Source organism: Kitasatospora sp. NPDC056800 (assembly GCF_042789775.1).
Taxonomy (GTDB): domain Bacteria; phylum Actinomycetota; class Actinomycetes; order Streptomycetales; family Streptomycetaceae; genus Kitasatospora.
In genome coordinates, this window is sequence record NZ_JBHUAL010000055.1 from 1 (window position 1) to 20,359 (window position 20,359).

The window sequence follows — 20,359 nt, forward strand, 5'->3', positions numbered from 1 at the left end:
CCTGCACGGGCCTTCGTCAGTGCACGCCCTCGAAGAGGCTGGTCACGGAGCCCTCCTCGAAGACCTCGCGGATCGCGGCGGCGATCGACGGGGCGATGGACAGCGTGGTGATCTTGTCCAGCTGGATCGAGGCCGGGGTGGGCAGCGTGTTGGTGAACACGAACTCGCTCACCCGCGAGTTCTTCAGCCGGTCCGCGGCCGGGCCGGAGAGCACACCGTGGGTGGCGGCCACCACGACGTCCGCGGCGCCGTTGTCGAACAGCGCGTCGGCCGCGGCGCAGATGGTGCCGGCGGTGTCGATCATGTCGTCGACCAGCACGCAGACCCGGCCCTTGACGTCACCGACGACGTCGGCCGACAGGATGGTGTTGGCCTGGGTGATGTCGCGGCGCTTGTGGATGATCGCCAGCGGGGCGTCCAGCCGGTCGCACCACTGGTCGGCGACCTTCACGCGGCCGGCGTCCGGGGAGACGACCGTCAGCTTGTCGCGGTCGACCTTCCCGCCGATGTAGTCGGCCAGCAGCGGCAGCGCGAACAGGTGGTCCACCGGGCCGTCGAAGAAGCCCTGGATCTGCGCGGTGTGCAGGTCCACGGCCATCAGGCGGTCGGCACCGGCCTGGCGCAGCAGGTCGGCGACCAGGCGGGCCGAGATGGGCTCGCGGCCGAGGTGCTTCTTGTCCTGGCGGGCGTACCCGTAGAACGGCAGGATCGCGGTGATGCTCTTGGCGGAGGCCCGCTTCAGAGCATCGATCATGATCAGCTGTTCCATGATCCACTGGTTGATGGGAGCCGTGTGGCTCTGCATCACGAAGCAGTCCGCGCCGCGCGCGGAGTCCAGGAAGCGGACGTAGATCTCGCCGTTGGCGAAGTCCAGGGCCTTGGTGGGGACCAGCTCGGTCCCGAGTGCCTCGGCCACCTCCTTCGCCAGCTCCGGGTGGGCACGGCCGGAGAAGAGCTTCAGCTTCTTCTCACCCGACGTCGTGATCCCGCTCACTGCACCGTCTCCTCGCGTTGCGAACGCTGAACCCTCGACCCGGTGGCGGGCAGGCAGGGCCCGCTCGCGGTACGGGTTGGGGAATTGTCGGTACGCCTGGACACGGGCGGTAAGCCCTGTGGCGCACGTATGTCCCCAAGGTTACGCGCCCGCGCAGAAACCGTCCGCCTCGGGACCGTCCCCCGGCCCCGGCCCGCCCGCTCAGGCCTGCTCGGCCCCGTCCGCCGCCGCCTTCGCGGCCTGCGCGGACACCGTCCCGGGGCGCTTGCGCTCGACCCAGCCCTCGATGTTGCGCTGCGTGGCCCGGTTCACACCGAGCGCCCCGGCCGGGACGTCGTTGGTGATCACCGAGCCGGCGCCGGTGTAGGCGCCGTCACCGACGGTGACCGGGGCGATGAACATGTTGTCCGAGCCGGTGCGGCAGTGCGCGCCGATGACCGTGCGGTGCTTGTTCACGCCGTCGTAGTTCACGGTGACGGAGGCCGCGCCGATGTTGGTGCCCTCGCCGATCGTGGCGTCGCCGATGTAGGACAGGTGCGGCACCTTGGCGCCCTCGCCCAGCTCGGAGTTCTTCACCTCGACGTAGGTGCCGACCTTCGCCTTGCGGCCCAGCCGGGCACCCGGCCGCAGGTAGGCGTACGGGCCGGCGGTGGCCAGCTCGCCGATCTCGGCGCGGTCGGCCGTGGTGTTGCTCGCCCGGGCGCCGGCGCCGACCAGGGTGTCCTTGAGGGTCGAGTTCGGGCCGACCTCGCAGCCCTCGCCCAGGTGCGTGGCGCCCTGGAGCTGGGTGTTCGGCAGCACCACGGCGTCCGGCTCGTACGTGACCTGCACGTCGAACCAGGTGGTCGCCGGGTCCACCACGGTGACGCCCTCGCGCATCGCCCGCTCCAGCAGGCGGTCGTTCAGCAGCCGGCGGGCCTGCGCCAGCTGGACCCGGTCGTTGATGCCCAGGATGTCCCGGTGGTCCTCGGCCACCACGGCGCCGACCCGGTGGCCCGCCGTGCGCAGGATCTCCAGGGTGTCGGTCAGATACTCCTCGCCCTGCGAGTTGTCCGTGGTGAGCTCGCCCAGCGCCGCGGTGAGCAGCTTGGCGTCGAAGGCGAAGACGCCGGAGTTGATCTCGGTGATCGCGCGCTGGGTGGCACTGGCGTCGCGCTCCTCGACGATCGCGGCGACGGTGCCGTCCTCGTCCCGCAGGATGCGGCCGTAGCCGAAGGGCTCCGGGACGACGGCGGTCAGCACGGTGACGCCGTTCTGCTGGGCGGTGTGCGCGTCGGCCAGCCGGCGCAGGGTCTCCCCGGTCAGCAGCGGCGAGTCGCCGGCGGTGACGATCACGGTGCCGTCCAGCACGGCGCCGTCGGCGGCCAGCGACTCCAGCGCGGTGCGCACCGCGTGCCCGGTGCCGTTCTGCTCCGCCTGCACCGCGGTGCGGGTGGCCGGGTAGTGCTCCGTCAGGTGCGCCACGACCAGCTCGCGCTGGTGGCCGACCACGACGACCAGCTGGCCGGGCGTCAGTTCCCGGGCCGCCGAGACCGCGTGACCCACCAACGAGCGGCCGCACACCTCGTGCAGCACCTTGGGTAGCTTGTTCGACTTCATCCGGGTCCCGCCACCGGCGGCGAGCACGACAACGGCGGCAAGCGAATTGGCACCCATGCGGGGAGGCTCCTCGGTAGGTTCACAGAGAGGGCAGAGCAGGCCCGGCCCGGACCCAGGCCGGTCGCCATTCGCACAGTCCGCCGAGCAGCACCGACAATACCGGCGCTACGGATAACGCCCGAACCCGAGGCGTGCAGAGGCTCCGCCGCTAGGATTCGAACCCAGACAAAGGCCTCCAAAGGGCCCTGTGCTGCCATTACACCACGGCGGACAGTCGTGTCAGACCCTACCCGAGAGGGCCCTGCCGTGGGTATCGACTTGACCGATCCACGGCCCGGATTCCAGCCCCGGCGGCCGAACCCGCCGGCCCCCCGGTTCATCCATCCAGTCGGGTGAATTCACTCAAGCGCCGCGCGGCGGTGTGTTCCCCTGGACACGGAGCGCAACCTACGATGCCGTAGGTTACGCCAACGTAGCTCCGCTTCGCTCCCGTTCCGGGACGCCGCACAAGGGACGCCCATGACCATCCAGGCAGGCGAGGCGCGCGCGGGGAACGCCGCGTCCCGCACTCCGTCTCCCGACCCCGAACCCGCCGAACCCACCGACCCCGCCGCACCCGTGGAGACCGACGACGCCGTGGAGACCGCCGACCAGACCGCCGGGACCGGCGACTCCGACACCGCCGCCACCCGGCTGTCCGCCACCCGCGGCGGCGAGAAGCAGGGCCCGGCCGAGCGGATCGCGCTCTCCCTGTTCATCCTCGTGCCGTTCGCCGCCCTGGTCGCCGCCGTCCCGGTGGCCTGGGGCCGGGGGCTGGGCTGGACGGACCTCGCCATCACCGTCGGCATGTACTACCTCACCTGCCACGGCATCACCATCGGCTACCACCGCTACTTCACCCACGGCGCCTTCAAGGCCGGCCGCCCGATGCGCCTGGCGCTGGCGATCGCCGGGAGCCTCGCCGTCGAGGGCCCGCTGGTGCGCTGGGTGGCCGACCACCGCAAGCACCACCGGTTCAGCGACAAGGACGGCGACCCGCACTCGCCGTGGCGCTACGGGGAGAGCGTCCCGGCGCTGATGAAGGGCCTCTGGTGGGCCCACATGGGCTGGATGTTCGACGAGGAGCAGACCCCGCAGCTCACGTACGCCCCGGACCTGGTGCGCGACCCGGCCCTGCGGCGGATCTCCCGGCTGTTCTGGCTCTGGACCACCATCTCGCTGCTGCTGCCCGCGCTGATCGGCGGCCTGGTGAGCCTGTCCTGGGAGGGCGCGCTGTCCGCCTTCTTCTGGGGTTCGCTGGTCCGGGTGGCCCTGCTGCACCACGTCACCTGGTCGATCAACTCGATCTGCCACGCCGTCGGCCGGCGCCCGTTCCGCTCCCGGGACCGCTCCGGCAACGTCTGGTGGCTGGCCGTGCTCTCCTGCGGGGAGTCCTGGCACAACCTGCACCACGCCGACCCGACCTCGGCCCGGCACGGGGTGCTCCGCGGGCAGATCGACTCCTCGGCCCGGCTGATCCGCTGGTTCGAGCTGGCCGGCTGGGTCCGGGACGTCCGCTGGCCGGACGCGCAGCGGATCGCCGCCCGCCGCGCCGCATGAGGCGGCGCTTCCAGCATGATGTAGGGGTGAACGGGAGCAGCGCAGACAGCAGGGGCGGTCACCACGGCACGCGGACGGACGCGGCGCCCGCCACGGCGCAGGCCCGTCCGCGGGCCGCCGCACCGGCGGCCGGCACCGACGACGGAGGTCCGGACCGGGGCGCCGGCGGCGGCCCGGCCCCGACGGCCCGCCGCCGGGGCGGCCGGGTCCGGATGACCGGCAAGCAGCGGCGCGAACAGCTGCTGGAGATCGGCCGGACGGTCTTCGCCGAGCGCGGCTACGACGGCACCTCGGTGGAGGAGATCGCCGAGCGCGCCGGGGTGTCGAAGCCCGTGGTGTACGAGCACTTCGGCGGCAAGGAGGGGCTGTACGCGGTGGTCGTCGACCGCGAGATGCAGCTGCTGCTGGACATGGTCACCGGGGCCCTGACCGGCGGGCACTCGCGCGAGCTGCTGGAGCAGGCCGCCTTCGCGCTGATGGACTACATCGACACCTCGACGGACGGCTTCCGGATCCTGGTCCGGGACTCCCCGGTGGCCCAGTCGACCGGCACCTTCGCCTCGCTGATCAGCGACATCGCCACGCAGGTCGAGGACATCCTGGGCCTGGAGTTCAAGTCCCGCGGCTTCGACGCCCGGCTGGCCCCGATGTACTCGCAGATGCTGGTCGGGATGGTCGCGCTGACCGGGCAGTGGTGGCTGGAGGTCCGCAAGCCGGACAAGGCGACGGTGGCGGCGCACCTGGTGAACCTCGCCTGGCACGGGCTGGAGGGCCTGGAGCGGCACCCGCGGCTGGTCGGCGAGCGCAAGGGCTGACCGGGCCGGGCCGACCCGGCCCCGCGGCCGCCTCACCCGTACGGCCGTCTCACCCCCGCGGCGAAGATCCGCCGGAACGGGAAGACCGTCCCGTGCGGCCCGGCCGGGTAGGCCTCGCGCAGCAGCCGCCCGTACTCGGCCAGGAAGGCGGCCCGGTCGGCCGGGTCGGTGAGCCGGGTGAGGACCGGGCGCAGCGCGGTGCCCTTGACCCACTCCAGCACCGGGTCCGGCCCCGGCAGCAGGGTGCGGTAGGTGGTCTCCCAGACGTCCGGCAGGCAGTCGGCGGCGACCAGGGCGTCGAGGTAGCGCTCGGGCGGGTGGACGCCGGCCCGGACGGCCTCCTCGCCGAGCAGGCCCCGCCAGCGGGCGCTGCGGCGCAGGTCGGCGAGCAGGGTGTGGCTGGGGGCGTCGAAGTTGCCGGGCACCTGGAAGGCGAGCACCCCACCAGGTTCGAGGGCCGCCGCCCAGCGCGGCAGCAGCGCCAGGTGCCCGTCCACCCACTGGAGGGTGGCGTTGGAGACGATCAGGTCGGGCCCGGCCGGGGCCGGGTCGTACTCGCGGGCGTCGGCGAGCAGGTACTCGGCCGTGGGCTCGCCCCCGGTACGGGCGGTAGCCAGCATCGGGGCGGAGTTGTCGACGCCGGTGAGGCGGGCGGTCGGCCAGCGCTCGCGCAGCGCGGCGGTGGAGTTGCCGGGGCCGCAGCCGATGTCCAGGATCACCTCGGCACCGGGGTGCGGGAGGGCGGGGACGCGGGCGAGCAGTTCGCGCAGCGGACGGTTGCGTTCGTCGGCGAAGCGCAGGTACTGCTCCGGGTCCCAGACGGGGGTGGTCATGGTTCACCTCACAGGTATCTCGATATCAAGATATCCAGCGTTAGCCTTGCTGGCACATTTCTCGATGTCAAGAGACTTCACATCGACACATCCACCGATACACTGATCGTCATGGAGGACGAGGTCGACAGGCTGGTCGCAGCGTGGCGCCGGGAGCGCCCCGACCTCGACGTGGAGCCGCTGGAGGTGCTCAGCCGGGTCAGCCGGCTCGCCCGGCACCTGGACCGCGCCCGCCGCACCGCCTTCGCCGAGCACGGGCTGGAGCCCTGGGAGTTCGACGTCCTGACCGCCCTGCGGCGGGCCGGCTCCCCGTACCAGCTCTCCCCCGGCCAGCTGCTCACCCAGACCCTGGTCACCTCCGGCACCATGACCAACCGGATCGACCGCCTCACCGGCAAGGGCCTGGTCAAGCGCCTGCCCGACCCGGACGACCGTCGCGGCGTGCTGGTCAGGCTCACCGACGACGGCCGCGACCGCGCCGACCAGGCGCTCGCCGGACTGCTCGCGCACGAACGCGAACTGCTCGCCCAGCTCACCTCCGGCCAGCAGACCGAACTCGCCGCGCTGCTGCGCGTGCTGGTCGCCCCGTTCGACAACATCCCGGGCTGACGGCTCCGGGCCCGGGCTTGTGGGTCAGGGCCGTTCGACGGTGCCGACCACCGGGGACGGCGGGGGCGCGGCCGGCTCGGCCGGGCTGACCCCGGCCCGGCGGGCGACCGCGACGGCCGCCAGCGTGGAGTGCACCCCGAGCTTTCCCAGCACGTTCTGCATGTGCGTCCGGACGGTGTGCGGCGACAGGTAGAGCCGCTCCGCGACGGCCTGCCGGCCGAGGCCCGCGACCATACAGCGCAGGATCTGCTTCTCCCGCGGCGTCAGGGTGTCCACCAGCCGCTCGCTCTCGGTGCGGTCCCGCCGGGCGGTGGTGAGCTCGCGGATCACCCCGGTGAGCAGCGCGGGCGGCAGGTGCGTCTCGTCCCGCAGCACGCCCCGGACCACCGCCAGCAGCCGGGCCAGTGAACTCTCCTTGGCCACCCAGCCGGTGGCGCCCGCGTGCAGGGCGCGGGCGGCGCGGTGCGGGTCGTCGGCGGTGGCCAGGACGACGGCGCGCAGCCCGGGGTGGGCGCGGCGGAGCCGGGCGAGCAGGGTGATGCCGTCCGGTGGCGGGGCGGCGGGTCTGAACTGATCGCCCCGCAGCGGGTCCACCACGGCCCGCACCCCGGTCGGCAGCCCGCCCGACAACGGAACCGGCACCCCCACCGGTACGGCCGGCCGGCGCGGCTGCGGCACGGGCGGGGCACCGCGGCCGCGCCGGGCCTCGTCGCCGTACTCCGCGCCGGGCCGACGGCGGGCCGGCACTCCGCCGCCCGCCTGCGCTCCCGGCACGCCCGCCTGGCCGCCAGTCCCGATCGTCCCGGCCGCACCGACCGGCTCGACGCCCAGGTCGGCGTCGATCAACGCCACGTCGTAGGACCGGCCCTCGCCGGCCGCCCGCTCCAAGGCCCGCTCGGCGGCGGCGGCACTGCCGGCCGCCCCCACCTCCACGTCCGGCTCGGCGGCCAGCGCCGCGGCCAGTGCCTCGGCGAAGATCCGGTGGTCGTCGACCACCAGGACGCGAATCCGCCCCATCGTCCCTCCCCCTGCTCGCACCGCCCGAGCCCGGGGGCGGGGACCGGCCCGGCATCCGCGTTCCGGACCCGCCGTTCCGCCCGCCCACCGGTGGCCGGTGAGGCCGAATGGGCACCGGCCCCCACCGGTACCGCACTCAGCGTACGGGGCGGGAAACGCGCTCGTGGCGATTCGGTGAAGTTTCGTCAGAAGGTGCGTGAGTGGCCGGACTTGGACCGTCCGACCCCCACTCCACCACTGCTCACCGGCCGTTGCTCACCGGTCTTTCCTCACCGCTCGTTCTTCGCCAGGGTGAACGTCCAGGCGTCGGCGACGATCTCGTCCAGGTTCGGGCGGCGCGGGGTCCAGCCCAGCGTCTCGTGGGCGCGGGCGGCCGAGGCCACCAGCACCGCCGGGTCGCCGGCCCGGCGGCCCGCGACCTGCACCGGGATCTCCCGGCCGGTGACACGCTTGACCGACTCGATCACCTCGCGCACCGAGAAGCCGCTGCCGTTGCCCAGGTTGCAGATCAGGTGCTCGCCCGGCTTCGCCGCGTCCAGCGCCAGCAGGTGCGCCTCGGCCAGGTCCGCGACATGGATGTAGTCGCGGACGCAGGTGCCGTCCGGGGTCGGGTAGTCGTCGCCGTACACCGCGATGTGCGGACGCTGCCCCAGCGCGGCCTGGAAGACCAGCGGGATCAGGTGCGACTCGGGGTCGTGCCGCTCACCGTAGGACCCGTACGCACCGGCCACGTTGAAGTAGCGCAGCGAGACGGCGGCCAGGCCGTGCGCGACGGCCTCACTGGTGATCAGGTGGTCCACCGCGAGCTTGGTGGCGCCGTAGGTGTTGGTCGGCGCGGTGCGGGCGGTCTCGGCGATCGGCACGGCCTCCGGCTCGCCGTAGGTCGCGGCGGTGGAGGAGAACACCAGCTTGCGCACGCCCGCCGCGCGCATCGCGCTGATCAGCTCCAGCGAGCCGGCCACGTTGTTGCGCCAGTACTTCTCCGGGTCCGCGACCGACTCGCCGACCTGCGAGGAGGCGGCGAAGTGCAGCACGCCGTCGAAGGAGCCGTCCAGCACCTTGTCGGCCTCCTGGATCCGGCCCTCGACGAACTCGGCACCGGCCGGGACGCCCTCGCGGAAACCGGTGGAGAGGTCGTCCAGGACGGTCACCCGGTGCCCCGCCTCCAGCAGGTGGGCGGCGACCACACTGCCGACGTAGCCGGCGCCACCCGTGACCAGGTACTTACTCATGTTGCGACCTCCAGCGAACGACGGTCCGCCCGGTCGGGCGGAAGCCGTCGACGGAATCCGTACGACTGGGGTCATTCTCCCAATCCCACCGGGGTGCTCCGCGCCACCCGGACGACTGCTTCCAGCCTTCTCACCAACTCCTCAGCCGCCGGCCATCCGCTCCAGCAGACCGGTGCGCGCCGCCACCGCGGCCGCCTCCAGCCGGGTCCGCGCGCCGAGCTTCATCAGCACCCGCTGGACGTGCGTCCGGGCGGTACTGGCGGCGATCCGCATCCCGGCGGCGATCGCCGCGGTGTCCTCGCCGTCCGCGATCCGGGCCAGCACCTGCACCTCACGGCGGGTCAGCAGCCGCAGCAGCCGGACGGCCTCGTCGTCCGGTTCGGCCGCCGGGCGCAGCAGTTGGTCGAAGGCGCCGCGCAGGATGTCCACCGCGACCGCGGCCTCGCCCGCGCGCGCCCGCCCGATGGCCCGCTCGACCACCTCGATCCGCTCGTCGCTGGGCACGTACCCGGCCGCGCCGGCCGCGAACGCCCCTGCCACTCCGCGCAGTTCGCCCACCGGACCGAGCACGATCACGGCCACCTCAGGGCGCTCCCGACGGATCCGGCGCAGCCCGTCGAAGGCGCCCGACTCCCCCGGCGCGGCCACCCCCAGCAGACACACCTCGGGCCGCCGCCCGACCACCAGATCGGCGGCGACACCGGCCGGGGAGCCGACCGCCAGCACCCGGTGGCCGCGCAGCTGAAGTGCGGTGGCCAGCGCTTCGGCCAGCAGCCGGTGGTCGTCCACCACGACGAGTCGAACACCCATGACACCCTCCCGGTCGGGGTTCGGCTCGCGCCCGCACCCCTCGGGCGGGCGGCCGATGACGCACCATCACAGCGCATTCCGTACCCGACCCGCTAGGCCGTGGCGTGTCGGGCCGCGGAACCGGTCGGGAAACGCGAAAGACCCCCGCCGTGAGGCGAGGGTCTTTCAGTGGAGCCCCCATGCGGAATCGAACCGCAGACCTTCTCCTTACCATGGAGACGCTCTACCGACTGAGCTATAGGGGCTTGCCGGGCTTTTCACCGGGCCGGTCGAACAAGGAAGACATTACACGGCTCCGGGCCCGGAAGGGAAATCGGCCTCCGGCCTCCGCCGCCGGCCGGCCCGGACCTCGCCGCACCGGCCCTCCCGGCCGTCGCCACGCGCCGGCTCAGTCCTCGCCGTGCACCGCGTCGAACTCCTCGCGGGCCGCCACCATCCGCCTGGCGCGGTGCTCCGTCCACCGGCCGACCGGCGCGAGCAGCTCGGCCAGTTCGCGACCGAGCGGCAGCAGGTCGTAGACCACCCGCGGCGGCGTCTCCGGGAAGACCGTACGGAGCACCAGCCCGCTGCGCTCCAGGTTGCGCAGCGACTGGGTGAGCATCTTGCGGCTGACCCCGCCGACCCCGCGCTGGAGTTCGGAGAAGCGCTGCGGCCCGCAGCCGAGGAGGCTCATCAGGATCAGCATCGACCACTTGTCGGCCAGCTCGGCGAAGACCGCGCGACTGGGACAGAGCTGGGCGAACACGTCGTACTCCAGCTCGTCCGGTCCGTCCGACTCCCCCCGTGCGTCCCGCGCTTCCTTCGCGCCCCGTGCTTCCTGGGCGTTCCGCACGTCCTTCGCGTCCTGCTCCGCGGGTTGTCCGGTCCCGGTCCGGGCCGCTTGCTCCGTCGTCATGCGTCCAGGGTAGCTCTGCGGTCTCCAATCCACCCTTGGTAACCAATAGAGACCTGGTCTATATTGGAGACCAACGGAGCCGGGGCCCGCCGCCACCGCGGTGCGCCCGCCCCGTCCCATCCCCACGCCTGCCCGCCGGCCACCGCGCCGGCCCGCACCCGTCCCCTGGAGCGCCGCATGACCGCCGTCCGTCCGACCGTCGCCCTCGCCTACCACTCCGGCTACGGCCACACCGCCGTGATCGCCGAGGCCGTCGCCCGTGGCGCCGCCGCCGCGGGTGCCGAGGTCGTCACGATCGCCGTCGACACCATCACCGAGGAGCAGTGGGCCCAGCTGGACGCCGCCGACGCGATCGTCTTCGGCTCCCCCACCTACATGGGCACCGCCTCCGGCGCCTTCCACGTCTTCGCCGAGGCCACCAGCAAGCGCTGGTTCTCCGACTCCTGGAAGGACAAGGTCGCGGCCGGCTTCACCAACTCCGCCTCCAAGAGCGGCGACAAGGCCGGCACCCTCTTCTTCTTCCAGACCCTCGCCGCCCAGCACGGCATGAGCTGGGTCAACCTCGGCCTCAAGCCCGGCTGGAACGCCACCACCGCCTCCGAGGACGACCTCAACCGGCTCGGCTTCTCCAACGGCGCCGCCGCGTCCTCCCCGGCCGACGCCGGCCCGGAGGCCGTCCACAAGTCCGACATCGCCACCGCCGAGCACCTCGGCGACCGCGTCGCCCGGCACACCGCCGTCGTGCTGGCCGGCCGCGCCGCCCTGGCCGGCTGAGCCCACCCCTCGTCAGGCCGCCGGATCCGTCCCCAACCGGGGCGCCCGGCGGCCTCCGCCGTCCACCGGGCCGTCCGCCGAACCGAGTTCGGCACCGTCCGCCGCACCGCCCGTCACCCCGCCCGCCACACCGTCCAGCGAGCCGAGCTCCGCACCGGTGTTCTCCGGCAGCATCCGCAGGCACCCCAGGGCCAGCACACCCAGCACCGCCAGGTACCAGCCCACCGGCTGCGCCGTCCCATACGCCCCGGTCAGCCGGGTGGCCACCAGCGGCGTCGTCGCACCGCCGACCACACCGCCCAGGTTGTACGTCAGCGCCGCGCCCGTATAGCGCACCCGGGTCGGGAACAGCTCCGGCAGGAACGCCGCCAACGGCCCGAACATGCAGCCCAGCACCACCATCGCCCCCGCCAGCCCGACGAACATCAGCGGCCGGCTCACCGTCTCCAACAGCGGGAACAGCACCGGCGACCAGACCGCGGCCAGAGCCGTCGCCCACCGCAAGGTCCGCCGCCGCCCCCAACGGTCACTGCGCGAGGCGCTCAACCACACCGTCGCGGCCATGCCCACCGCCCCGACCAGCAGCATCGACAGCACCACCGTGCTCGCCACCCCGAGCCCGGTCGTCGCGTACGCCAGCGTGTACGTCGTGGTCAGGTAGAACAGCGCGTACCCCACGGTGATCGCCCCGCCGCCCGCCAGCACCGGACGCCAGTGCCCGCGTAGCACCTCCAGCACCGGCAGCCGCTCCCGGCGCCCCTCCGTCCGGAACAGCGGCGACTCCTCGACCCGCAGCCGCACGAACAGCCCCACCGCGACCAGGACGAACGAGGCCAGGAACGGCACCCGCCAACCCCACGCGCGGAACGCCCCCTCGTCCAGGCCGAGTTGCAGCGCCAGGAACACCCCGTTCGCCAGCACGAACCCGATCGTCGGCCCCAGCTGCAGGAACCCCCCGTACCGCCCCCGCCGCCCGGCCGGCGCGTTCTCCGCGATCAGCAGCGCCGCCCCGCCCCACTCCCCGCCCAACCCGACGCCCTGGCACACCCGCAGCACCACCAGCACCGCCGGCGCCCACCACCCCCACGCCCCGAACCCCGGCAACAGCCCCACCGCCGCCGTCGCCAACCCCATCAGCAGCAGCGACACCACCAGCGTCGCCTTCCGCCCCACCCGGTCCCCGAAGTGCCCGAACACCACCGCCCCCACCGGCCGGGCCAGGAACGCCACCGCGTACACCGAGAACGCCGCCAACAGCGCCCCCACCGTGCCCAATCCGGGAAAGAACACCGGCCCGAACACCAACGCGGCCGCCGTCCCGTAAATGAAGAAGTCGTAGAACTCGATCGCCGTCCCGATCAGCGCCGCAGCCGCCGCCCGCCGCACCTGCCCGACCCGCCAAGCACCCTCCGCATCCATACCACCACCCTCGCCACCCCCACCCCGCCCCCACCAGCCTCCACCCGAGTGACCCCGGCGCACACCCGCCGCCCCACGCCCCCGACGTGCGCGAGGGCGCCAGGATGCACCTGACGCCCTCACACCTCTGCCGACCCGCCTGCGCGGCTGCCCCGCAACCCGGCTACCTCGCGTACGGGTTGTCCTCCGGCGGCACCTGCGGCCGGTACGACGGCAGGTCCGGCGGCGGCACCAGCGACACCTGAGCCACCCGAGGCCGCACAGCCGACTTCCGCCGCCACACCACCGCGAACACCACCCCCGCCACCAACACCAACCCGGCCACCACCCCCGCGACGACCGGCACCGCGCCACTGCCCGAACCCGACGCCACCTCAGCCTTCGGCGGCGCCGACGGCACACCAACGGCCACCTCGGCCGGACTCGGCAGCACTGGCGCAGGAGCGGGCGCACTCGCCGAAGGCGACGGAGCCACCGACGGCACAACCGCGTCAGCCGGAAGCGGCGACACGTCGGCGGGGCCGGGATCCCCCGGATCCGTCAACGCGATACGCGGCCGCACCGCACCGAAACCGATGAGGTCATTGCGACCGGACCCGTCATTCGCCTTCCCCGCGGTATTGATGAGAACCCGCAGGACCTGATTCGCCGTCCAGTCCGGATGCACCGACCACACCAAGGCCGCCGAGGCCGACACCATCGCGGTCGCATCCGACGTACCGTGACCCTTGCAGTACCCCGTGCCGCCCGCACAGGCCCCGATCATGTCCATACCGGGAGCGACGAAGACAACCTGCGGACCGCGCTCGGACTCGGCGGTGACCGTGCCGTTCCGGTCCGAAGCCCCTACCCCGACCACGTTGGGCAGGGCTCCCGGGTATTCGACGATGTTCCCCTTGTCACCCGAGTTTCCAACGCTCGCGACCACCAGCGATCCCTTGGCCCGAGCCCACGCCAGGATCTTGTTCAACTTCTCCAGATCAGCCGAAGAAGTCGTAACGGCGGCCGTTCCCTGCGAAATGTTGACGACCTTGGCGCCCTGCTCGACCGCGTACGTCACCGCCTGCCCGATCTGGTCCAGGAAGTCGGCCGAAACCACTGCCCGCTCGGATCCATTGGCGATCTTCACCGGAAGAATCTTGGCGCCAGGAGCGAGTCCATAGGCCCCCTTGCCGCCGTCCGACTTCCCGGTCCCCGCGATGAGACCGGCCATCATCGTGCCATGGTTGTCCGCAAAGGATCCGACCCCACCCGGGCTTCCACTGAGGTCCTTGCCCGGCAAGAACTGCCCTGCCAGGTCCGGATGATCAAGCTTGAAGCCGTCGTCGATCACCGCAACAGTGACGTTCGCCCCTTTGGAGACCTTCCACATCTCCGGAGCGTGCATCGCGTCCAAGTGCCACTGATCAGCACGAATCGAGCCATCCGCGACAGCCGGCGGCACCGCGGTCCCCACCAGGCACAGGCTCACAGCCCCCAGGGCCACAAGCCGACGAACCCACATCCTGCGTTCCCCCAACAGCGTGAACTACCTCGCGTACGGGTTGTCCTCCGGCGGAACCGGCGGCTGGTACGACGACGGCGCCGGCGGCACCGCCCCCATCGGCTGCTGCGACGGCACCGGCGGCACCTGGGCCGCCTCGGGCTGCGCGGCCGACTTCCGACGCCGCACCACCGCGATCACCACACCGGCCACCAGCACCAACCCGGCCACCACACCCGCCACGATCGGCAACGCACCGCCCGAGCCCGACGACGTCTCAGCCTTCGGCTGCGCCGACGGCGCACCGGCGGCCACGTCCGTCGGAGTCTCGACCGGGACCGGCACCGCCGAGGCAGCAGCAGACCCGCTAGCCGACGGCAGCGGAGCCGCCGACGGCGTAGCCGCGTCAGCCGGAAGCGGCGACACGTTCGCCGGGCCCGGATCACCCGGATCCGTCAGAGCAATACGCGGCCGCACCGCACCCCAGCCGGCATCGTCCGTGCGAACCGCTCCCCCGTTCGGCCTGCTCGCCGTATTGATGAGGACCCGCAGGACCTGATTCGCGCTCCAGTCCTTGTGGACCGACCAGACCAATGCCGCCGAGGCGGACACCAGAGCAGTTGCGTCGGACGTTCCATGACTCTTGCAGTACCCGGTTTCAGAGGTACAGGCCTCTACCATGTCCTCACCCGGCCCCACGAGTGCGACCTGCGGCCCCGTCTGGGACTCCGCAGTCACGGTGCCGCTTCGGTTGATGGCTCCGACGCCGACAACATTCGGCAAGGCACCTGGATACTCCGCAAGATTTCCGTCCTGCGCAGAATTTCCCACACTGGAGACCACCAGCGCCCCCTTAGCCCTTGCATTCGCAAGGATCCGGTTCAGCTTGGCGACGTCCGTGGAGGAAGTCTGCACTGCGGCCATACCCTGGGAAATATTGATGACCTTGGCGCCTTGGCTCACCGCGTAGTCAACCGCCTGGCCGATCTGGCCGAGGAAATCCGACGAGATCGACGACCCCTCGGAGCCGTTGGCGATCTTCAGCGGCAGGACCTTAACCCCAGGCGCCAGCCCGTAAGCCCCGCCCCCCCCTTGGCCTTTTCCAGTCCCCGCAATGAGACTGGCCATCTGAGTCCCATGACCCCCGACGTCGAGCCCGACGCCGCCGGAGCTGCCGCTGAAATCCTTACCCGGCAAAAACTGTCCTGCCAGGTCTGGATGGTCAAGCTTGAAGCCTCCGTCGATCACCGCAACAGTGATCCCGTCGCCCTTCGTGGTCTTCCACATGTCCGGGGCATGCATGGCATCTAGATGCCATTGGTTGGCACGGATCGAACCGTCAGCAAGTGCTGGCGCTGCGGCCGGCCCGGCCAGGGCCCCCGCAACCAGGACCGCAGTGGCAAGCACTCGCCAACGCGCCCGCGCGTTCGTCCGCCCCATCACAACTCCTCGTCAATCTCTCCGTCGACCGGGAAGCGTGCCCCGAACAAGACTGCCCGGCCACTGGGGATGCCCAGTGGCCGGGCAGTCGTTGCCGTCCTACTCAATCACGTCCGGATTGCTGTGCGGCGTACCGCTGGTCCAGGTCTCCTCGTCCTCGTGCAGGTAGTCGGCCCGCTGGCGGCGGTCGCGCTCCTTCCGGCCGCCGTGGCCCGCCGCTCCGGGGGCCATCATGCCGTTCTGCCTGGCCTGGGGGCCGCCCTCGCCGACACCCGCCGCGCGGTTGCGTAGACCGGTACCGCCCGGCGTGAACTCCCCGCCGGCCGTCGGGCCCTTGCGGCCACCGACCGTGCCACCCGTGGTCGAGGACAGGCCCCGGCCGCGCGAGCCTCCGCCGGCGCCGACCGCACCGCCGTGGGCACCGCCCATGCCGGGGTGCATGCCGCCGCCCATGCCACCGGGCCCACCGACCCGGCCGCCGCCTCCCGGCCCCGCCTCACGGGCGCCGAAGACCGTCCCGCTGGGCAGCCCGGGAGTCCCGCTCCTCCCCTGCCCGGGGCCGCCACCGAACGGGGTCGTGCGCACCGGGATCTGGCCGCCGCCCTTGCCCGGGACGTACCCGCTGCCACCGCCCTTGGTCGGGACGGTGCCGCCGCCCGGTCCACCCGGGAAGCCCGTGACCGGGCCGCCACCGGGAACGCCGGGCCCGCCGCCCGGGCCACTCGGCCCGTTCGGGTAGCCGGGAAGGGTGGTCGGTCCGTCCGTCGGCAGCTGGCCGCCGCCGGGGCCGTACGGGCCGGTCTGCGTAGGCAGGGTCGGCAGGGTGGGCAGGCTGTTGAGGTCGGTGCCCGGACGGTTGACCGGGTCCGACGGGTACGACGGCGGGATCGAGGTCCCCGGGTCCTGCGGCGCGGGCGGCAGCTGGCCGCCGCCACCGTGCGGCGGGGGCGGGGTGTTGCCCGGGTTGGACGGGCCGGGGCCGTCCGAGCCCGGGTCACGGGGCAGGACCTTTCCTCCGCCGTAGCCGCCGCCACCGGACGGGTCGGAGCCACCGCCGACGCTTCCGCCACCCGAACGCGGATTGCGGACAGAACCCCCTTGGCCACCACCGCTTCCGCCGCCAACCGGATAGGTCGTCTTGCTGTCGCGGTCACCGCCGGTGCCAGGCGTCCCCGGCAACGAGACGTTGTCGTCGATCCCGTTCAGCGTCGTCGTCGCAGCGCTGTACGCCTGGGCCAGCTTCTCCATCTGGAGAATGGCTTCCTGGTGCTCCTTCTCGACCTTCGCCTTGGCCTGGTTGAACTCCGCCGCCGTCACCCACTTGGGGTTGACCGTCTTCATGTAGTCGTCGACGGTCTGGCCGACGGCAAGCTGGGGGACGTTGAGCAGAGTCGACTGGCTGTTGTGCCTGTTCATCGTCTGGATCTCGGTCTCCGGCGGCTTGGGCACCGCGGACCGGGCGGTGCTGAGCGCCTCGCCGGCCTGGGTCATCGCGCCGCCGGCGGTCGTGGCGTGCTGCGAAATGATCGCCGCGGACTTGTACAGGTTCCCGACCCAGGTCTTGAAGTTCTCGGCCGCCGGGCCTTCCCAGGTGACCTTGCCCAGGTGTGCCTGAAGAGCAGTGCTGAGCTCCGACAGGACGCGGCCGGCGTCCTGGAGCTGGCCCGCTCGTTTCAGTACCTCTGTCGGCTTCGCGCCGTCGACCATCCCCTTGAGTACAGGGTGGTCGATACCGCCGAAGTCTGTTGTTCCTGCCATGATGTGCTCCCCGTCTCCCCGTAGGTCTCTCCCCGCACCGCTGTCAGAAGTTCATGTCCTTGGACTTCGGTGCAGTCCCGTTCGACCCCGCCGACGGCGAGGTGACGCCCGCGTCCTTCGCCACCGCGTTCTGAGCCGCTGTCGTCTGCTCCTCGTTGCTCGCGTACGAGCTGGCCGTCTTCGCGACCGCCGTCGTCATCGCCTCGATCTGAGCCACGAAGTCCTTGTGGAGCTTGACGAGCTGCTCGTGCACCTTGCCGTAGGCGGTGTTCAGAGCCACCGCTTCCGGGAACCTCCCGGCGTCCGCTCCGTTGACGAAGCTGCCCTGGGTGACCTTCTGTTCCTGGAGCTTGTACGGCGCGGCCGCCGAGCCCTCCATCGCGGCGAGCAGGGCCTCGACCTTCCCGGCGAACGTCTTGAGCGTGTCGAGCTCGATCTGGACGTCCTGCTTGCCGAAGGCCGCCACCAGGTCACCGGCGCTGACGTTCGTCTGCACGGTGCTGACGATGGGGGCGATGTTGATCGCGCCGAAAGGCCATGGGAACTGCTGGTCCAGCATGAACGGCGCCGAGCCGCCGGACGCCCCCTGGCTGCCCGGGTCGGCCCCCGACGCGCTGGGTGCCGGGTTGGCCGAAGGGCTGGGCGCGGCAGTCGTCGTAGGGCTCGGGGCCGGACTCGGCGAAGGGCTGGGCGTAGGACTCGCCGAGGGTGTCGGCGTAGGACTGGGCGACGGACTCGCTGACGGAGTCGGCGTCCCCGAACTAGTTGCACCATTGCCTGCCACGGCAGTTCACCTCTCCCCCGTACGGCCCGCCGCGCCCGGGGCGTCCCGGGCGGCCGCGTTCCGCAACACACCGTCAACTTCTGGGTCGTACCGTCCTGGTCGGTACACCGTCCGCCCTGTGGACGGTTTCCGCCTCCGTCATCGTAGCCATCGCCTCTGTCGGACCGGCAGGGACCTTGGCCCGCCCGTACGCGATCGGTACGAACTTGACATGTGGGAGCCGCCGCGGACGGCCTGGGTAGACTGACCCGGTACGCCCCATCTGCCGCGCAATGTCGCACAGCAGCGACCCCAGGCCGCAGAACGGACGTGACCGCGTGAGCTCTCCCGACGTCTCCCCTTCCCCCTGGTGGGCCCGTGCCGCGCGGCCCGCGCGGCCGCCGGTGCCGGTGGCGTTGATGGTGCGGGCGGCGGTGGGCATGGCGGTGCCGTTGGCGGTGGGGCTGCTGGTGCACCGGCTGGATCTGGGGGTGTTCGCGGGGCTCGGGGCGATGCACGCGACGATGAACGACCGGGCCGAGCCGGGCAGGTTGCGGGCCGCCCGGATCGGGACGGCGGTCCTCGCCTCGGCGCTCGGCATGCTGATCGGCACCGCGCTCCAGCACGCGGACGCGGACGGCCTCGTCCTGGGTGTCGTGCTGACGCTGACCGCTTTCGCCTCGGGTGCGCTGAGTGCGACCGGTCCGCGCGGTTCGGCGGCGGGGATGCTGCTGCTGGTGTCGGCGGCGCTGGGCAGTGGGATGCCGTTGCCGCAGCCGTGGTGGGCGGCGGCGCCGATGCTGCCGGTCGGGGCCGCGTTCGTGGTGCTGCTCGGGCTGCCGGCGGGTGCGCCGAACCGGCCTGCCGCAGATCCGCGCAACCGGGCGCTGGCCGCCGCGTACGACGCGCTCGGCCGTACTCTCGCCGACCTGGGCGGCCCGCGGGCGGGGGCCTCCCGCCAGGTGTTGACGGCCCGCCTGAACCAGCTCCAGGACCTCCTCGGCACGCATCGGAGGGACCGCCGGGCCCGGATGTACGAGGCCGCCCTCGCCGCCACCGAGGCGGCGACCGGCCTGCTGTGGGCGCGCCGCCCGGTCCCGCCCGAGGTGGCCGAGGTGCCGAACCGGCTGGCGGCCGCCGTGCGGCGGGGCGGCGGCGAGGTCGCCGTCCCCGACTGGCGGCCCGACACCCCCTCGCGGCAGGCCCTGGACGTGGCCCTGCGCGCCGCCGCCGACACCGTGGCCGGCCGCGACACCCGGCTCGGCACCGCCCCCGCGCCGCCGCCGGACCCCTGGCGGCTGCGGGTGCGGCTGCTGTCCCGGGGTTCGGTCCGGTACGGGCTGCGGGTCGCGCTGTGCATCGCGGTCGGTTCGGCGGTCACCGCCAACTACCCGCTCAGCAAGAGCTACTGGGTGCCGATGACGATCGCCTTCGTGCTGAAGCCGGACCTCGGCTCGGTGTTCCTGCGCGCGGTGAGCCGCTCGGTCGGCACGGTGCTCGGGGTGGCGGTGACCGCGGCTCTGCTCATGGCCACCACCGACGAGTGGGCGCTGACCGCGATGGCCGCCGGCTGCGTGGCCCTGCTCCCGTACGCCACGGCGGCGCACTACGGGCTGAACACCGTGGTGATGACGCCGATGGCGCTGGTCCTGCTCCAGCTCGGCGGGCAGAGCAGCGCCGCCGAGTTCTGGCCCCGGGTCCTGGACACCGTGCTGGCCAGCGCGATCGTGCTGCTCTTCGGCTACCTGCTGTGGCCGGAGCGCCCGCGCCACCGGATCGAGCCCAGGCTGGTCGACGCGACGACGGCGCTGCGGGCCTACCTGGACGCCGTCGTCCGCGGCGCCGGCCAGGACGACGTCCCGAGCAGCGACGAGGACGGCGGCCGGACCGGCACCGCCCAGGTGTGGCTGCGCCGTACGGCCTACCGGGCGCTGGCGGACGCCCGCCGGGAGGTGCAGCAGGGACTGGCCGAGCCGCCGCCCACCGGCCGGCTGGCCGAGCGGTGGCTGCCGGCGACGGCGGCGCTGGAGCGGCTGGGCGGCGCGGTGGCGGCCTTCGCGGCGCAGATCCGGTACGGCGGCCGGGTGCCGGACCCGGCCGAGGTCGACCGGGTGCGGCGCGCGTTGGACGAACTGACCGCCAGCGCCCGCGCGCACCGCCCGCCGACGGCCCCAAGCGCGCCGACACCCCCGACGCCCCCAGCAGCCGCGGCGACCCCGACAGTCGCAACACCCGCCCCGCACGACCCGACGCGCAGCGCGCTGGGCCGTGCGGCGGAGGAGCTCGAAGCGCTCCTCCGTGCCCGACCGGACGACTAGC

At 72.7% G+C, this 20,359-nt stretch carries 17 protein-coding genes and 2 tRNA genes; 5 read left to right on the plus strand and 14 right to left on the minus strand.

The features are described from left to right. Positions 1-16: 16 nt before the first annotated feature. From ACFRQN_RS15090 to ACFRQN_RS15100, 3 genes are all read right to left on the minus strand, one after another. On the minus strand, positions 17-994 hold the full coding sequence (locus ACFRQN_RS15090) for a ribose-phosphate diphosphokinase (protein ID WP_049653615.1): 978 nt from the start codon (positions 992-994) through the stop codon (positions 17-19). 201 nt (positions 995-1,195) lie between these two features. After that, complete coding sequence (glmU, locus tag ACFRQN_RS15095) at positions 1,196-2,650, minus strand: bifunctional UDP-N-acetylglucosamine diphosphorylase/glucosamine-1-phosphate N-acetyltransferase GlmU (protein ID WP_049653614.1); 1,455 nt, start codon at positions 2,648-2,650, stop codon at positions 1,196-1,198. 143 nt (positions 2,651-2,793) lie between these two features. After that, a tRNA-Gln gene (locus tag ACFRQN_RS15100) sits at positions 2,794-2,864 on the minus strand. A gap of 248 nt (positions 2,865-3,112) precedes the next feature. Between ACFRQN_RS15100 and ACFRQN_RS15105 the strand changes: the two genes are divergently transcribed. Together ACFRQN_RS15105 and ACFRQN_RS15110 are read left to right on the plus strand one after the other, a co-directional pair. Continuing rightward, entirely contained in the window at positions 3,113-4,192 is a 1,080-nt protein-coding gene (locus ACFRQN_RS15105; protein ID WP_079271852.1) for a fatty acid desaturase, read from the plus strand. A 212-nt stretch (positions 4,193-4,404) separates the two neighbouring features. Next, positions 4,405-5,007 carry a TetR/AcrR family transcriptional regulator gene (locus tag ACFRQN_RS15110; protein WP_063780418.1) on the plus strand — a complete coding sequence of 201 codons (603 nt, stop codon included), beginning with the start codon at positions 4,405-4,407 and terminating at the stop codon, positions 5,005-5,007. A gap of 32 nt (positions 5,008-5,039) precedes the next feature. Here the strand turns inward: ACFRQN_RS15110 and ACFRQN_RS15115 are convergent, their stop codons facing one another. Next, complete coding sequence (locus ACFRQN_RS15115; protein WP_380740765.1) at positions 5,040-5,840, minus strand: methyltransferase domain-containing protein; 801 nt, start codon at positions 5,838-5,840, stop codon at positions 5,040-5,042. A 111-nt stretch (positions 5,841-5,951) separates the two neighbouring features. Here ACFRQN_RS15115 and ACFRQN_RS15120 point away from each other — a divergent pair, with 111 nt between their 5' ends. Then, positions 5,952-6,449, plus strand: coding sequence for a MarR family winged helix-turn-helix transcriptional regulator (locus tag ACFRQN_RS15120; protein WP_049660288.1), 498 nt, complete (start codon positions 5,952-5,954; stop codon positions 6,447-6,449). A gap of 24 nt (positions 6,450-6,473) precedes the next feature. Here the strand turns inward: ACFRQN_RS15120 and ACFRQN_RS15125 are convergent, their stop codons facing one another. The 5 genes from ACFRQN_RS15125 to ACFRQN_RS15145 all read right to left on the minus strand — a co-directional run bounded on the left by ACFRQN_RS15125 (position 6,474) and on the right by ACFRQN_RS15145 (position 10,403). Beyond that, positions 6,474-7,466: a LuxR C-terminal-related transcriptional regulator gene (locus tag ACFRQN_RS15125; protein WP_380740767.1), complete on the minus strand. Its 993-nt coding sequence runs from the start codon at positions 7,464-7,466 to the stop codon at positions 6,474-6,476. A 269-nt stretch (positions 7,467-7,735) separates the two neighbouring features. Further along, on the minus strand, positions 7,736-8,698 hold the full coding sequence (gene galE, locus ACFRQN_RS15130; RefSeq protein WP_380740769.1) for a UDP-glucose 4-epimerase GalE: 963 nt from the start codon (positions 8,696-8,698) through the stop codon (positions 7,736-7,738). Positions 8,699-8,839: 141 nt separating this feature from the next. Further along, the gene (locus tag ACFRQN_RS15135; RefSeq protein ID WP_049653699.1) at positions 8,840-9,508 is read right to left on the minus strand and encodes a response regulator transcription factor; all 669 of its coding nucleotides are present in this window, start codon (positions 9,506-9,508) and stop codon (positions 8,840-8,842) included. A gap of 169 nt (positions 9,509-9,677) precedes the next feature. Next, positions 9,678-9,753: transfer RNA gene (locus ACFRQN_RS15140), tRNA-Thr, on the minus strand. Between the two features lie 143 nt (positions 9,754-9,896). Next, positions 9,897-10,403: a winged helix-turn-helix transcriptional regulator gene (locus ACFRQN_RS15145; RefSeq protein WP_380740771.1), complete on the minus strand. Its 507-nt coding sequence runs from the start codon at positions 10,401-10,403 to the stop codon at positions 9,897-9,899. A gap of 177 nt (positions 10,404-10,580) precedes the next feature. Here ACFRQN_RS15145 and ACFRQN_RS15150 point away from each other — a divergent pair, with 177 nt between their 5' ends. Then, complete coding sequence (locus ACFRQN_RS15150; protein WP_049653702.1) at positions 10,581-11,177, plus strand: flavodoxin family protein; 597 nt, start codon at positions 10,581-10,583, stop codon at positions 11,175-11,177. A 12-nt stretch (positions 11,178-11,189) separates the two neighbouring features. Here ACFRQN_RS15150 and ACFRQN_RS15155 read toward each other — a convergent pair whose 3' ends face one another. The 5 genes from ACFRQN_RS15155 to ACFRQN_RS15175 all read right to left on the minus strand — a co-directional run bounded on the left by ACFRQN_RS15155 (position 11,190) and on the right by ACFRQN_RS15175 (position 17,836). Beyond that, complete coding sequence (locus ACFRQN_RS15155) at positions 11,190-12,596, minus strand: MFS transporter (RefSeq protein WP_380740774.1); 1,407 nt, start codon at positions 12,594-12,596, stop codon at positions 11,190-11,192. Positions 12,597-12,759: 163 nt separating this feature from the next. Then, positions 12,760-14,100, minus strand: a complete 1,341-nt coding sequence (mycP, locus tag ACFRQN_RS15160; RefSeq protein WP_380740776.1) for a type VII secretion-associated serine protease mycosin — start codon at positions 14,098-14,100, stop codon at positions 12,760-12,762. A 24-nt stretch (positions 14,101-14,124) separates the two neighbouring features. Further along, a complete protein-coding gene (locus ACFRQN_RS15165; protein ID WP_380740778.1) occupies positions 14,125-15,366 on the minus strand; it encodes a S8 family serine peptidase in 1,242 nt (413 codons plus the stop codon). A gap of 252 nt (positions 15,367-15,618) precedes the next feature. Next, positions 15,619-17,277: a WXG100 family type VII secretion target gene (locus ACFRQN_RS15170; protein WP_380740781.1), complete on the minus strand. Its 1,659-nt coding sequence runs from the start codon at positions 17,275-17,277 to the stop codon at positions 15,619-15,621. Between the two features lie 43 nt (positions 17,278-17,320). After that, on the minus strand, positions 17,321-17,836 hold the full coding sequence (locus tag ACFRQN_RS15175) for a hypothetical protein (RefSeq protein WP_375876022.1): 516 nt from the start codon (positions 17,834-17,836) through the stop codon (positions 17,321-17,323). Positions 17,837-18,378: 542 nt separating this feature from the next. Between ACFRQN_RS15175 and ACFRQN_RS15180 the strand changes: the two genes are divergently transcribed. Continuing rightward, positions 18,379-20,358, plus strand: a complete 1,980-nt coding sequence (locus ACFRQN_RS15180; protein WP_380740783.1) for an FUSC family protein — start codon at positions 18,379-18,381, stop codon at positions 20,356-20,358. Position 20,359 lies beyond the last annotated feature (1 nt).